Here is a 13,833-nt window from a genome sequence, read left to right on the forward strand (position 1 = left end):
AGGCACAAGATCATCCGACACACACAGAACTCTGCCGCCCACCGGCCCAACTGCCAAGCCTGTGAGCCAAACTCATTCTGAAATGATCAGTAAGACCGTGTCCTACGTGGTGAGGCATCGTTGGTCCGTTCATGGGGCGGGGCACGTGGAGTTGGATTGTTCCGGACGGGTTGTGGGAGATCGCGAAGCCGCTGATCCCGCCGCCGAAGGTGCGGCCGCAGGGCGGCGGAACGCAAGACACCCCTGATGAGACGCTGTTCGCCGCCATCATCTACGTCCTGGTGTCCGGCTGCGCCTGGCGGGCGTTGCCACCCTGCTTCGGGATATCGAAGTCGACCGCCCACCGGCGGTTCCTGATCTGGTCGAGAGCCGGTGTCTGGGGCCGGCTGCACGAGGCCGTGCTGCACCAGCTCAACGACGTCGGCCTCCTCGACACCACCCGCGTCGTCCTCGACACCGCCCACGTCAGGGCTAAAAAGGGGGCGAACACACAGGTCCGAGCCCCGTGGACCGGGGCAAGCCGGGTTCCAAGATGCACATCCTGTCGGACGCGAACGGCCTGTCCCTCCTCGTCGGCGTCTCCGCCGGTAACACCCACGACAGCGAGGGACTGAAGCCGATGATGGAGGGTCACCAAACGAGACACGACCCCCACCGCGGACGCTACTTCAAGCCCCAGCGCCTGCACGCCGACAAAGCCTACGACCGGGTCGACCTGCGCAGATGGCTCCGCGGGAAGCGCATCGGTGTGCGCATCGCCCGCAAAGGCATCGAGTCCAGCGAGCGATTAGGGCGCCGCAGGTGGGTCATCGAGCGGACGATGTCCTGGCTGTCCGGCTACCGCCGCTTGAGCCCCCGCTACGAACGCGATTCCCGCAACTACCTGGCCTTTCTCGGCCTCGCCGCCGCCCTGTGCTGCTACAAGCGACTCGTCCGCCTCACCACGTAGGACACGGTCTAAAATCCCTGCCCAAGTTGGTAGTGGGTGCGCAGCGGTGTTCAGCTGGCACTCGCTGTTGACGGGTGGAGCGCCGAAGACCACGGGGGACGCAGGACATGGGCATCGTGCTGCCGGACATCGTCGATCGGGCCCTCGATCTCGCGGGGATCGACTGGCCGAACGTGAACGAGGACGACTACACGGAGATGGCCGACTCGCTCCGGGAGTTCGCGGAGCAGTTCGAAGGCCATGGTGGCGACGCGCACAAGGCGATCACGCGCATCCTCAGCTCATCGGAGGGCTGGGCGGTGGACTCCATGGAGAAGCACTGGTCGTACGTGAAGACGAGTCACCTGGAGAAGATCCCGGACGTGGCGCGGACGTTCGCGTTCGTATGTGACCGGATCGCCGAGATCGTCATTGCGATGAAGACGAAGGCAGCGGTCGAGCTGAGCGTGCTCGCCGGGACGGTTGTCGCCGAACTCGCCGCGTCCGGACTCACGTTGGGAATATCAGCTGCCGCTGCCGCCGGCGAGATCGTCCTGATGCGCCAGATCGTGAAGCGGCTGGTGAAGGAGGCGATCGAGGAGATCCTCGCGGAGATCGCCGCCAAACTGGCGGAGCCGGTCACGGCGAAGCTGGAGGAGCTCGCCGTCGACGCGGCGCTCGATCTGGCCGAGGGTGCCTTCAACCCCGGCGCCGGGGGCCATGGCGCTGCGGGGGGCATGTCCCTCGCTTCCGCGGGCGGCGGAGGTGGACGTGGAGGTGGTGGCGGTTCGGCCAAGCGGACCCGTATCGACCATGCCGAGTTCGAGGACGGCGCCGGCAAGCTCTCCCTCCATGGCGGGGACCTCGGCAGCAATGCCCACATCCACCTGGGCAAGGCGAAGAACGCGTTCGGCCGGACGAAGGGCCGGGACGGGTTCACCAAGGAGTTCGACCACGCCCTGGAGAAGGCGCTCACGGCTGCCGCCAAGTCGGTCACCCGTGCCGCCAAGCACGTCAGCGACGAGATCCCGCACCGTGTGAAGGCCGCCTCCCGGCTCCAGAAGGGCATCGACCACAAGGTCGGCAAAGAGGCCGACGGTGTCGACGTGCCCAAGGACGATTCGCCCGGTGCGACGGGCGGCGGTGGTGGCGGTGGTGGTGGCGGCGGCAACGGCGGCGGACACGGCGCCGGGAACGGTCCCCGGCGCATGGACCCGCAACCCGACTGGCACGGTCGAAGCGCCGGCCGGATGCGGCACTACCGTCGTGACGCCATGCAAGTCGATCACCTCGGCCCGGAAGATCAGCGCCGTGCGCTGATCCAGGAGGCGAGGGATCTGGCCGACGAAGCGCAGAAGGCCGCCAACGGGCCCGACGGGCAGCCTGTACTGGGCAAGGGCAGAATCAAGCAGGGGTGTTCGGGGGCCTTGCTGCACGAAGGGGTTCTGACCGGGCACTCCAGTGTGTCGAAGCTGAAGGCGAACCCGCAGAACCCTGATCCACAACAGCACCTGGACGTGCATCCGGCTCTGCGGTCCGTCCTGGACGACGTGGAGCGACAGGCCGCGGCCGAGGGCGAGCTGGTGGGGACCGGCCACGGACAGTGCGCCGAAGTAGCCCTGATCTCCGACCGGCTGCACGCCATATCGGAGCGTGATGGTGTGGACATACGGAGCGCCGAGGACATCAGGAGAGTAATGGACGGGGCCCAGGTGCATACGCGGCAGATCGGCGATATGAATCCGAACAGGCCCGGATATCTGAGTCACGGAGAATACAAGAAGCCCTGCCCCTCCTGTGAGCGTATGCTGCCGCTCGTCGGCGTCACGGCCGTTTGACCGAAAGAGGATGAGAACTGTGCCCGTTTTGAAGTCGCCCGAGGCGGTGGATGCCTGGCTGTCGAATGCGGGGTGGTATCCGGGACGCCGGTGTGACGACCTCGCCGCCGCCGAGGTGGCGAGCGTTCTGGAGGATTTCCGTGATGACGGCGGCAGTCTTGATGTGATCGCGCCCGCTCTTGAATTCCTGCGCGAGCACGTCGGTCTTGTGGCACCCCGGCACGCTTCCACCAACGACAAGGTGGAGTTCTATCCGCGCCTCATGTACCGGGGCGCGGCGGAAGACGTGCAAGAACTCGCCGACGGACTGGGGAAGAAGGTCTTCCCGGTCGCGCACGACACGTACGACGGCGGAACGGTTCTCATGGACGAGGCCGGACGGTTCTTCTATCTGCATCACAGCGGTGAGTATTTCCTCGGCGATGACAAGTACTCGGCATTGATGAGTTACTCGCGGGGGTATCCCCTCGAAAACGCGGAGGACTACTATGCCTGAGCATGTTCCGATGACCGCGGCATCATTGCTGGTGGGCGGTAAGATCTACAGCCAGACCGACCTCGATGCGGATTCGGAACCGGATCTGCATCCTGCGGTGGCCGATTTTTTTGAGCAGCTTCCCGCGGCACAGCGGGAACCGTTCATGGGTTACTGCGCGGAGTCCGCGCTGATCTCCGATCAGTTGTGGGGCCTGGACCAGCAGCGCCCGAGCGGGGGGGCAACGACCCTCGACGATGCGGCGGAGCATTTCTCGGGTTCGGCCATGGTGGCGAGAAAGGTCCGTCCCGAAGGAGACCCGGAGCACGGACGCCCTGCGAGACCTTGCCGCTCTTGCGCGGCCCTGATGGAGCGACTCGGCATCGAAGTGGTGGAGGGGTGAACCAGCTTCACCGGGCTGCAGAGCGGATCGGTTGGACCGCGGGCAGGAACGTCGAACAAGAGGCCATGCGTGCCGTGTTGCGGATCGCCGCGGTAGCGGGGAGCTACGGGATATCCCTCCCGGTCTTCCCCGCCGCGAGATCCTTTCTCACCGAGTTCTATGGTCTCGATCACTCGCCGGTGGAACCGGGCCGGGAGGTGGCGTCCATCGGGTTCTCCCTCGATCCTGAGAAGGCCAGGTTCCGGCTCGTCCGGTTGACCCGCCTGTCCGCCGGGCTCCACATCCCTTTGTTCCCGGTCGGGGTCACCGAGAACGACTCCATACTCGCTGTGGGTGAAGAGGGGCAGCTTCTCTCTTCAGGTCTCGGTGGCTCCTGGCACGTGGGGGACAGCGCGCTCGAAGGCGTCGAGAACATGATCCACGGAATGGCCCCACGCAGGCTTCGCCATGCCGAGTACACGTGGGGCGTGCGGACAGGGGCGGGTGACAGCCCCGTCGTCGAAGCCGCGCAGGCAGCGCTGACAGCCGTGTACTTGTTGCATCATCACGGTCTTTACAGTGCCAGGAGCATCTGCTTGAGCCTGACCAGTCTGCGCGGCATCGGGGCCGAGATCGCTCGGCAGTCGATCGGTATCCCGCATGGCCCCCTGGGGGAGGCACTGTCGCCGATCGTTCGCGACGTGCAAGAGGTGCTCGCGGCCAACGCGGACGGCGCGGGCTGTGAGGTGAAGCTGACCGTAGAGGTGCCTGGCGCCCATGCGGAAACCCCGGCCGGTCTGGTCGGGTTCTCGGCCCGGTTCGGGCATGTGCCCATGCGCTCCGACCACCTCGAGGTCGGTCTCCGGGTCGGAGCGGGTGCGCAAACCGGCAGTGTCCACGCACGAGTCGTCGACGCTCTGCGCGGTCTGCAGCAGATGTCGTGAACGGCGGGATTCCACCGAGGTGCTTGCCGCAGGACGCGCGGCACCACAGTCGGAAGTGATCGCCGGCCTCCCCGGCCCGGGGGCACGTCGGCGCGCAGTCGCGGCAGCTCGGCCACTCTTCCGCGGCGACAGGCGGCGTCACGCCTCACCTCGGCCTCCAAGTGAGGCCAGGCGGCACCAAACGACGCCACCGTGGCACCATCCGACACCATCAGCCGATCCCAAAGGACACCTTGCCCCCGATGGCGCACTGTCCACACACCAGCCTGACCTGGCATTCCGTCTCGACAAGCACACTCTCAAGACACCGGTGGCACCACAGGCTTGCCGATGGCGTCATGATGGTGCCATGATGGCGTCATGGACCTCACGCCCTATGTCGAAACCCTTCGCCGTGAACTCGCGGTGGCCGCCGAAGCCGGCGGGGAGGATGCCCGGGAGCTGGCCGGGAGGCTGACCGCGCCCTTGGAGTCGGCGGCCCGGCTGACCATGCTCAACGTGCTGTCGGCCGCCATGGACGAAGTCACCCGGGAGCTCGCCCCCGGGTCGGTGGACGTGCGGCTGCGCGGGCTCGATCCCGACTTCGTGGTGACCCTGCCCGCCACCGAGGTGGGCGGTCCGGTCGAGCCGGTCCCGGCCGTCGAGGCCCTCAAGGGGCCGGCCGAGGGGGACGAGGGCGGGACCGCCCGGGTGAATCTGCGGCTGCCCGCCCACCTCAAGGCCCGGGCCGAGGAGGCCGCGAGCCGCGAGGGGCTGTCGGTCAACGCGTGGCTGGTGCGGGCCGTGTCGGCCGCGGTCGACGGTGGCTCCCGGCCCCGTGCGGCGGAGAAGAGCCAGGCCGTCGGACAGCGTTTCACGGGCTGGGTGCGCTAGCCGCCCCCCGCCCGCCCCACTTCACTCACACCACGTCCCACCAGCGGGGACGTTCCGAAGACTCACGAGGACGGGACAGCCATGCCTTCTTTCGACACCCCCGCACCGATCTCGGTCACCGCTCGCGTGGAGGCCGGTTCCATCCAGTTCGCCGCGGGCGACCGGCCCGACACCGTCGTCGAGGTGCGGCCCCGCAACCCCAAGAAGGACCTGGACGTGCGCACCGCCGAGCAGACCGAGGTCTCGTACGCCGGCGGCACGCTCGCCATCAGGACGCCCAAGTCCAACCTGTTCGGCCGCACCGGCGTCGTGGACGTCACGGTGGAGCTGCCCGCGGGCTCGCGCGTCGACACGACCGGGGCCTGGACCCAGGTGCTCGGCGAGGGCCGGCTCGGCGAGGTCCGGGTGAAGACCTCGTCCGGCGATGTGCGCCTCGACGCGACCGGGCCGCTGGAGCTGACCGCCTCGCACGGCTCGATCACCGTGGACCGGGTCGAGGGCCGGGCCGAGATCAGCACCAGCACCGGCAGCCTGCGCGCCGGCCTCCTCGACGGCCCGGCCGTGCTGAAGAACTCGCACGGCAGCACGATCGTCGACGCCGTGACCGGCGCGCTGCGGGTGAGCAACGCCAACGGTGACATCGAGGTGCGGCGCGCCGAGGACTCGGTCACCGCCACCACGGCCCACGGCACCGTGCGCGTCGGCGACGTGGCCCGCGGCACCGTCCAGCTGGAGACCTCCTACGGCGCCATCGACATCGGCATCCGCGAGGGCACCGCCGCCTGGCTCGACGTCAGCGCCGGCTCCGGGCAGGTGCGCAACGCGCTCACCGAGTCGGGCGGCCCGGACACCGCCGAGGACACCGTGCGGGTCCGCGCCCGCACCCGCTTCGGCAACATCGACGTCCGCCGCGCCCGGGCCTGAGCGCCCGGCCGGGCCCGAGCGCCGGCCCGCCCCCTCGACTCCTCGGCGCCTCGCACCGCTTCCACCGCTCCGGCCACTTCGGCACTTCCACCGCCTCACCACTCCAACGGGAGGGTTCCGTCGCCATGTCTGTCATGCGCACTTCAATCATGGAGCCGTCGGCCGCCGCCGTCTCCGCCGCCGGGCTGCGCAAGTCCTACGGCGACAAGACCGTCCTCGACGGCATCGATCTGCACATCCCCGCCGGTTCCGTCTTCGCGCTGCTCGGCCCGAACGGCGCGGGCAAGACCACCACCGTGAAGATCCTGTCGACGCTCGTCGGCGCCGACGGCGGGCAGGCCCGGGTCGCGGGCCACGACCTCGCCACCGCACCGCAGGCCGTGCGCGCCGCGATCGGGGTCACCGGGCAGTTCTCCGCCGTCGACGGGCTGATCACCGGCGAGGAGAACATGCTCCTCATGGCGGATCTGCACCATCTGTCCAAACGCGAGGGACGGCGGGTCGCCACCGGGCTGCTGGATCGGTTCGGCCTCGCCGACGCCGCCAAGAAGCCCGCCCAGAGCTACTCCGGCGGCATGAAGCGCCGCCTGGACATCGCCATGACCCTCGTCGGCGCCCCGCGGATCATCTTCCTCGACGAGCCGACCACCGGCCTCGACCCGCGCTCCCGGCACACCATGTGGCAGATCGTCCGCGAGCTGGTCGCGGACGGCGTGACCGTCTTCCTCACCACCCAGTACCTGGAGGAGGCCGACCAGCTCGCCGACCGCATCGCCGTGCTCGACGGCGGGAGGATCGCCGCCGAGGGCACCGCCGGCGAGCTCAAGCGCCTCGTCCCCGGCGGACACGTGCGGCTCCGCTTCTCCGACCCGTCCGCGTACCGGTCCGCCGCCGCCGCGCTGCGCGAGGTCACGCCGGACGACGAGGCACTGACGCTGCGCATCCCCAGCGACGGCAGCCAGCGCGAACTGCGCTCCCTGCTCGACTGGCTGGACGCCGCCGGTGTCGAGGCGGACGAACTGACCGTGCACACCCCCGACCTGGACGACGTGTTCTTCGCCCTGACCAGCGGCACCGGCCGGCCGGCCGCCACCAAGGAGGATGTCCGATGAGTTCCCTGTCCCTCGCCCTGCGCGACTCCTCGACGATGCTGCGGCGCAATCTGCTGCACGCCCGCCGCTACCCGTCCATGACGCTGAACCTGCTGCTCACACCGGTCATGCTGCTGCTGCTCTTCGTCTACATCTTCGGCGACGTGATGAGCGCGGGCCTCGGGAACGGCGGGGCGGGCCGGTCCGCCTACCTCGCGTATCTCGTCCCGGGCATCCTGATGCTGACCATCGGCGGCACCACCATCGGCAGCGCGGTGTCCGTCGCCTCGGACATGACCGAGGGCATCATCGCCCGCTTCCGCACGATGGCGATCCACCGCGGGTCGGTGCTGATCGGGCACGTCGTCGGCAGCGTGCTCCAGTGCGTGATGAGCGTGGTCCTCGTCGGGGCGGTCGCGGTGGCCATCGGGTTCCGGTCCACGGACGCCACCGCACTCGACTGGCTCCTGGCCGTCGGCCTGCTGACGCTCGTCTCCGTGGCGCTCACCTGGATCGCGGTCGGGATGGGCCTGTCCAGCCCGAACGCCGAGGCGGCCAGCAACAACGCGCTGCCGCTGATGGTCCTGCCGCTGCTGTCCAGCGCCTTCGTGCCGGTCGACGCGATGCCGGGCTGGTTCCGGCCGATCGCCGAGTACCAGCCGTTCACCCCGGCCATCGAGACCCTGCGCGGGCTGCTGCTCGGCACCGAGATCGGCCACAACGGGTGGCTGGCCGTCGCCTGGTGCCTCGCCCTGGCCGTGCTCGGCTACGTCTGGTCCACCTCGCTCTTCGCCCGCGAGCCGAAGTAACGGCCGGGGCGCGACCCCCGACCCGCTCCGGGGCGGTGCACGTCCGGCACCACGCCGGCGTGCGCCGCCCCGGAGCCGTCGCCGTTCCCCCCGGTCCGGGGCCCGGGCCGCGTCAAGGGGCCGTATGCGTGCGTCAGGGCCGCGTCAGGGTTCCCGGTTCCCGGTTGTCCGGGGTGGGCGGGGCGGCTTCGATGAACGGCGTGAACAGCGCCCGCCCCCTCCCCGGCACGGCCGCCGGGTCCGCCCGGTGGCCGTGTCACGGGCCGGCGCGGAACGGAAGCGCCCGCACCGGGCGGGCAGCGGGGCCCGTCGCCGGGTCCCGTCCGCCGGTGCCGCGTCCCCCGACGCGGGCTTCCGTGACCCGGGGGGCGCCGAGCGGCTCCGGCGCCCCCCGGCTTCCCCTCAGGTCCTCCGCGTGACGCCGGTCAGGCGGTCCTGGTGCCGGTCATGAGGATGGAAACGGTCTCGGTCCCGCCGTCGTCGAAGACGCGCTTCGTCAGGCCGCAGGCGGTGAAGGCGGTCGGCGACGTGAGCACGCCGTCCAGCTCGACGTGGGCCGTTCCGGTGCGCGTGCCCGGCAGCGGGTGGGTGAACTCGTAGTGGAGCGTGCCGCCGTACCCGCTCTGCCACGTGCCCGTACCGATGAAGACCGGCTTGCCGTCGGGGCCGTTGTGCGCCTCCAGCCGCAGGGTGTGGTCGGCGTGGAAGTACAGGGTGCCCGTCGAGGCCGGGTGGTCGGACTCCTGGGTGGTCACCGACCAGGTGCCCACCGGTGACGGCACGGTCGTGGCCTGGGCCGCCGGGGCCGCCGGCGTGCCCGGCGCGGCCGCCCCGGCGGCCAGGGCGGGCCGGGGCGTGGCCACGGCCAGCGCCAGGAACCCGGCGGCCAGGGCCACGCCCGCGGCGCGCCGTGCGGTCGCCGCGCCTGTGGTGCTCTGCTTCTTCGGCATGTGCGTCCGTCCTCTCGGATCGTTGTCTGCTACACCACGTGGAAATTGGCCATCATCGCCATGTCCTCGTGCTCGAGGTTGTGGCAGTGGAGCATGTAGCGCCCCCGGTATCCGTCGAACCGCGCGAGGATCTCCACGACCTCGTACGGGCGCAGGTCGACCGTGTCCTTCCAGCCGCGGTCGCCGGGATCGGGCGCCCCGCCGGCCCGTGACAGCACCTGGAAGTGCGCCAGGTGCAGGTGGACGGGGTGGTGGAAGTCGCTGGTCAGCAGCCATCGTTCGACGGTGCCGAGGCGTGGTGTCGCCCAGGTGTCCGCCGGGTCGAAGGCGCGGCCGTTGACGGTCCACATGCCGTCCGAGCGGAGCCGGAAGTCGAAGTGCCGGGTGGTCACGGCCTGCCCGGCGCGCAGTGTCCCGGGACGCGACAGGCGCGCGGGGACCCTGCTGTCGTCGCGGCCGCGTCCCCGGCTGGTGACGTGGAAGCGCAGGACGTCGCGCATGGCCCCGCCGGCCAGGGTGTTGACGAGGGTGACGGTGGTGTCCGGCGCGCACCGCGAGAGGTCGACCACGACGTCGTGGCGCTCGGCCGGGGCCATGGTGAGCGTGTCGAGGGTCTGCGGGCGTCCCAGCAGTCCCTGGTCGCTGCCGATCCGTACGAAGGGCAGGCGGCGGCCGTCGGAGGCGGTGAGCGCCAGCCGGTAGCGGCGCGCGTTGGCGGCGTTCAGCAGCCGCAGCCGGTAGCGGGCCGCGCTCACCTCCAGATACGGCCACGGCCGGCCGTTGACCAGCTGGACGTCGCCGAGCACGCCGTCCATGTAGCCGGACCGGACGCCGGGGGTGCGGGTGAGGGTGGGGTCGAGCGACGGGTAGCGGAAGGAGCCGTCGGCGTCGAAGGAGCGGTCGCAGAGCAGCAGCGGGATGTCCCGGTCGCCCTTCGGCAGCGGCAGCGCGTCCTCCTCGTCGTCGTCCACGAGGAAGAACCCGGCGAGCCCGCGCCAGACCTGCGGACCCGAGAAGTCCATGCGGTGGTCGTGGTACCAGAGCGTCGCGGCGCGCTGCCGGAGCGGGTACGTGTACGTGCGCGTCCCGCCGGCGGACGTGCCCCCGGACATGGTGCCGCCGCGCATGCCCGGCATGGCGGCGGGGCTCCCCCGGTGTCCCGCCGGGTGCAGCAGGTCGGTGGGGTAGCCGTCGGAGCCGGGCGGGGTGACGCCGCCGTGCAGATGGGTCGAGGTCGGCGCGGGCAGGGTGTTGGTCATCCGGAGCCGGACCGGGCGGCCGGAGCGGGCGCGGAAGGTCGGGCCGGGGAACGTGCCGTCGTAGGACCAGATCTCGGTGCGCGTGCCGGGCAGGATCTCCGCGAGGGCGCGCCGCTGCGTCACCTCGTACACGTCCGTGCCGTGCGCGGGTTCCGCCACGGCGGGCACGGTCAGCGGCAGCGTGAACGGGCGCGGCAGCTCCACCTCGGGGTCGCTGGCGAGCAGGGCGCCGGTCGAGGGGCGGTCCGTGCCGCAGCCGGCCAGCCCGCCGAGCGCGACCGCTCCGGCGCCGCCCGCCGCCAGCCGCAAAAAGCCCCGGCGGGAGGGGGTGGGCGCGGTCATCGGCTCTGCGCCCTGAGCGTGCGGACGGGGCGGGTGAGGGTGAACGCCCAGACCGTCATCGTGCACGCGCCGCCGAACAGGGCGACGCCGAGCGGGATGTGCACCAGCAGGTCGCGCGAGTATCCCGCGATCTGCTGCACGACGATCAGGGCGAGGAGGACGGCGCCGAGGACCGTGGGCCACACCCGGTTCGCGCGCACGCGCCAGGCGACGGTGGCGGCGGCCGTCTCCGCCACGAGCATCATCGTCAGGACGTGCGCGTTGACGTCGTGGGCGGTGAGGAGCCCCACGTCGCCGTTGACGAACAGCGCGGCCAGCGCGGCCTGGACGAGGGTGTTGACGGTGAAGAGCACGGAGGCGACCCGGAAGGCGATCACCGGCCGGTGCGCCCAGCGGGCGGGCGGCCGCTCGCCGGGCGGGGAGGGCCGTGGCGGGTCGCCGGGGCCGGATCCGCCCGGGTCGCGGGTGGGGGGCGCGGTCTGTGCCGCGGCTTCGGAGGAGGATCGCTGCATCACGTGTTCCGGTGCGGTACGGGCAGGTGGGTGGGGGCCCGCGTGCGTCGAAGGGGTGCGGGCGTGGCCGGTGTACGGGTGTGGACGCGTACGGCCCCGGCACAGGTGCGCGGGTAGCCGGGCCGCCCTGTCGCGCGGGGGTGGGGGACGTGGGGGCGGAGGGCGCGCGTCCATGGGCAAGGCGCGGGCGCGAACGGCGCGCGGGCGGGAGCGGACGCACGAGCGACGAGGGGCGTACGGCTACCGGGTCACCGGCGTGAACGGTGTGAAGGCGGAAGGGGCGTACGGGCGCGAACGGCGCGCGAGCCGGAGTGACGTACGGACGCCGGCCGACCCGCGCTCACCGCGCACCACGCACCACGCACCACGCACCACGCACCACGCACCACGCACCACGCACCACGCACCACGCACCACGCACCACGCACCACGCAAGCGGACGCGCGCCCGGCACGCCCCGCTCGCCTCCTTCGGAAGCGGACCCGTGCCCGTACGCGCCCTTCCGCCCGTCGCGGAAGCGGGGCCGCCTCAGTGACCGCGCACGCGGGACAGGTTCAGCGGGTAGTTGAGGCCACCGGTCACGGGGAGGGTGGTCCCGTTGATCCATTCGGAGGCGGGGTCCGCCAGCAGGGACACGGCGTTGGCGATGTCCTGCGGGGTGCCGAGCCGTCCGGCCGGCGTCGCGTTGGCCAGCGCCTCGCGCGCGGGCTGCGGGACCACCGAGGAGGCGTCCGTGAGGACGAAACCCAGGGCCAGGCCGTTGACGGTCACGCCGTCGGCGCCGAACTCGTCGGCCGCGTACCGTACGTAGCCCTCCAGCGCGGCCTTGGTCACGCCGTGCGCGGCGAGGCCGGGCGCGGTCGGGCCCCAGGACGAGCCGCTGGAGATGACGACGAGCCGGCCGTACCCGCGCTCCCGCATCGCCGGCACGAAGGCGGTGGTGAGCCGGTGCAGCAGGACGACGTCGTTGCGGACCTTGTCGCCGAGCGCGGTCGGGTCCATGTCGGCCAGCGGTACGCGCGGGTACGAGGCGCACGCGTTGCTGACGACGATGTCGAGGTGGTCCACGCGCTCGCGCACGGCGGTGACCAGTTCCTCGGCGCCGTCGGCCGCGTCCAGGTCGGCCCGCAATAACGTGGCCTTGACACCTTTTTCCTCACACGCGGCCGCCACGGCCTTCGCTTCGTCCAGTGAACTTCGGTAGGTGAGCACGACATCGGCTCCGAGCCCGGCGAGAGTGGTGGCCGTGGCGGCCCCGATCCCCCGGCTCCCGCCTGTCACCAGCGCGATCCTGCCCTCCAGCGGGCCGTTCGCAAAGACGCTACGAGTCATCGGCAAGGCACCTCTATCCGTCGGCGTCGCTTCCCGGTAGTTAAACGACCAGGAAGATAATGACCAGCAGCTAGGGTAGACCCATGGGTGATCGCCAGCAAGCCGTCGATCGCGTCGACGTGATCATGAAGCAGGTCGCGCAGGTCTCCACCGCGCCCGACCTGACGTCCAAGGAACTCTGCCAGCGGTTGCAGCGCGTCGCCCACCACCTGGAGACCCGGCTCCGCCGCGAACTGGCCGTCTTCGGCATCGAGCCGTGGGAGCTGGAACTGCTCGCCTCGCTGCGCCGGGTCGGCCCGCCGCACCAGGTGACCGCCGGATCGCTGCAGGACATCATGCAGCTGACCACCGGCGCGGTCACCAAGCGCGTGGCCGCCCTGGAGAAGAAGGGCTGGGTGCGCCGGGAGGTCGACACCGGCGACCGCCGCCAGGTGCTCGTCTGCCTCACGGACGAAGGGGAGCAGCGGGCGCTCGAGGTCTTCGCCACCAAGACGGAGACGGAGGCGCGGGTGCTGTCCGCCCTCGACCTCGCCACGCAACGGCGGCTCAACGACGATCTGCGCACGCTCCTGATCGACCTGGAGGGAGCGGTACGGAGCTGACCGCTCCCCCTCCCCCGCCCGGTTCAGTCCTTGATCTCGCAGATGGGGGCGCCGGAGGTGAGGGAGGCGCCGATTTCGGCGGTGAGGCCCTTGACGGTGCCGGACTTGTGGGCGTTGAGGGGCTGTTCCATCTTCATGGCCTCCAGGACGACGACGAGGTCGCCTTCCTCGACCTCCTGGCCTTCCTCGACGGCGATCTTGACGATGGTGCCCTGCATCGGGGAGGCGAGGGTGTCGCCGGAGGCGACGGGGCCGGACTTCTTCGCCGCGCGCCGCTTGGGCTTGGCACCGGCGGCCAGGCCGGTACGGGCCAGGCTCATGCCCAGGCTGGAGGGCAGGGACACCTCCAGGCGCTTGCCGCCGACCTCGACGACGACCGTCTCGCGGCCGGTGTCCTCGTCGGTGTCGGTGCCGGCGGGGGAGGTGAAGGGCTTGATGTCGTTGGTGAACCCGGTCTCGATCCACCGGGTGTGGACCGTGAACGGGCCGTCCTGGCCGTGGACCTCGGGCGCGAAGGCGGGGTCGGTGACCACCTTGCGGTGGAAGGGGATCGCGGTGGCCATGCCCTCGAC

Annotated in this window: 15 protein-coding genes; 10 read left to right on the forward strand and 5 right to left on the reverse strand. The window is 70.9% G+C overall.

Annotated elements, in window-relative coordinates:
• The first annotated feature begins 131 nt into the window (after window positions 1-131).
• The 9 genes from ACZ63H_RS37460 (at window position 132) to ACZ63H_RS37500 (ending at window position 8,264) form a co-directional block, all read left to right on the forward strand.
• Window positions 132-949, forward strand: a protein-coding gene (locus ACZ63H_RS37460; protein ID WP_469872930.1) for an IS5 family transposase whose coding sequence is annotated in 2 segments (ribosomal slippage) — window positions 132-474 and window positions 474-949 — 819 coding nt in all. Because the reading frame shifts where the segments join, the coding sequence is not laid out codon by codon here.
• A gap of 107 nt (window positions 950-1,056) precedes the next feature.
• On the forward strand, window positions 1,057-2,766 hold the full coding sequence (locus tag ACZ63H_RS37465) for a YwqJ-related putative deaminase (RefSeq protein WP_469872932.1): 1,710 nt from the start codon (window positions 1,057-1,059) through the stop codon (window positions 2,764-2,766).
• A gap of 10 nt (window positions 2,767-2,776) precedes the next feature.
• Window positions 2,777-3,262, forward strand: coding sequence for an SUKH-3 domain-containing protein (locus ACZ63H_RS37470; protein ID WP_469872934.1), 486 nt, complete (start codon window positions 2,777-2,779; stop codon window positions 3,260-3,262).
• A gap of 10 nt (window positions 3,263-3,272) precedes the next feature.
• A complete protein-coding gene (locus ACZ63H_RS37475; RefSeq protein ID WP_469872936.1) occupies window positions 3,273-3,644 on the forward strand; it encodes a YwqJ-related putative deaminase in 372 nt (123 codons plus the stop codon).
• Window positions 3,641-4,567, forward strand: a complete 927-nt coding sequence (locus ACZ63H_RS37480) for an SUKH-3 domain-containing protein (protein ID WP_469872938.1) — start codon at window positions 3,641-3,643, stop codon at window positions 4,565-4,567. Before ACZ63H_RS37475 ends, ACZ63H_RS37480 begins: the two co-directional genes overlap by 4 nt.
• Window positions 4,568-4,927: 360 nt before the next feature.
• On the forward strand, window positions 4,928-5,440 hold the full coding sequence (locus ACZ63H_RS37485) for a hypothetical protein (protein ID WP_469872940.1): 513 nt from the start codon (window positions 4,928-4,930) through the stop codon (window positions 5,438-5,440).
• An 81-nt stretch (window positions 5,441-5,521) separates the two neighbouring features.
• Entirely contained in the window at window positions 5,522-6,364 is an 843-nt protein-coding gene (locus ACZ63H_RS37490; RefSeq protein WP_469872941.1) for a DUF4097 family beta strand repeat-containing protein, read from the forward strand.
• Between the two features lie 134 nt (window positions 6,365-6,498).
• A complete protein-coding gene (locus ACZ63H_RS37495) occupies window positions 6,499-7,476 on the forward strand; it encodes an ATP-binding cassette domain-containing protein (protein WP_469872942.1) in 978 nt (325 codons plus the stop codon).
• The gene (locus ACZ63H_RS37500) at window positions 7,473-8,264 is read left to right on the forward strand and encodes an ABC transporter permease (protein WP_469872943.1); all 792 of its coding nucleotides are present in this window, start codon (window positions 7,473-7,475) and stop codon (window positions 8,262-8,264) included. Before ACZ63H_RS37495 ends, ACZ63H_RS37500 begins: the two co-directional genes overlap by 4 nt.
• Window positions 8,265-8,689: 425 nt before the next feature.
• Here the strand turns inward: ACZ63H_RS37500 and ACZ63H_RS37505 are convergent, their stop codons facing one another.
• From ACZ63H_RS37505 to ACZ63H_RS37520, 4 genes are all read right to left on the reverse strand, one after another.
• The gene (locus ACZ63H_RS37505; protein ID WP_469872944.1) at window positions 8,690-9,214 is read right to left on the reverse strand and encodes a hypothetical protein; all 525 of its coding nucleotides are present in this window, start codon (window positions 9,212-9,214) and stop codon (window positions 8,690-8,692) included.
• Between the two features lie 29 nt (window positions 9,215-9,243).
• Window positions 9,244-10,815, reverse strand: coding sequence for a multicopper oxidase family protein (locus ACZ63H_RS37510; protein WP_469872945.1), 1,572 nt, complete (start codon window positions 10,813-10,815; stop codon window positions 9,244-9,246).
• The gene (locus ACZ63H_RS37515; protein WP_469872946.1) at window positions 10,812-11,327 is read right to left on the reverse strand and encodes a hypothetical protein; all 516 of its coding nucleotides are present in this window, start codon (window positions 11,325-11,327) and stop codon (window positions 10,812-10,814) included. The genes ACZ63H_RS37510 and ACZ63H_RS37515 overlap by 4 nt, the downstream gene beginning before the upstream one ends.
• Window positions 11,328-11,855: 528 nt before the next feature.
• Window positions 11,856-12,659: an SDR family oxidoreductase gene (locus tag ACZ63H_RS37520; protein ID WP_469872947.1), complete on the reverse strand. Its 804-nt coding sequence runs from the start codon at window positions 12,657-12,659 to the stop codon at window positions 11,856-11,858.
• An 83-nt stretch (window positions 12,660-12,742) separates the two neighbouring features.
• Between ACZ63H_RS37520 and ACZ63H_RS37525 the strand changes: the two genes are divergently transcribed.
• On the forward strand, window positions 12,743-13,261 hold the full coding sequence (locus tag ACZ63H_RS37525; protein ID WP_469872948.1) for a MarR family winged helix-turn-helix transcriptional regulator: 519 nt from the start codon (window positions 12,743-12,745) through the stop codon (window positions 13,259-13,261).
• 23 nt (window positions 13,262-13,284) lie between these two features.
• On the opposite strand, the gene ACZ63H_RS37530 is transcribed toward ACZ63H_RS37525, so the two are convergent.
• A partial coding sequence (locus ACZ63H_RS37530) for a biotin/lipoyl-containing protein (protein ID WP_469872949.1) occupies window positions 13,285-13,833 on the reverse strand: 549 nt, incomplete at its 5' end.

Source organism: Streptomyces sp. NPDC104831, from assembly GCF_055583025.1.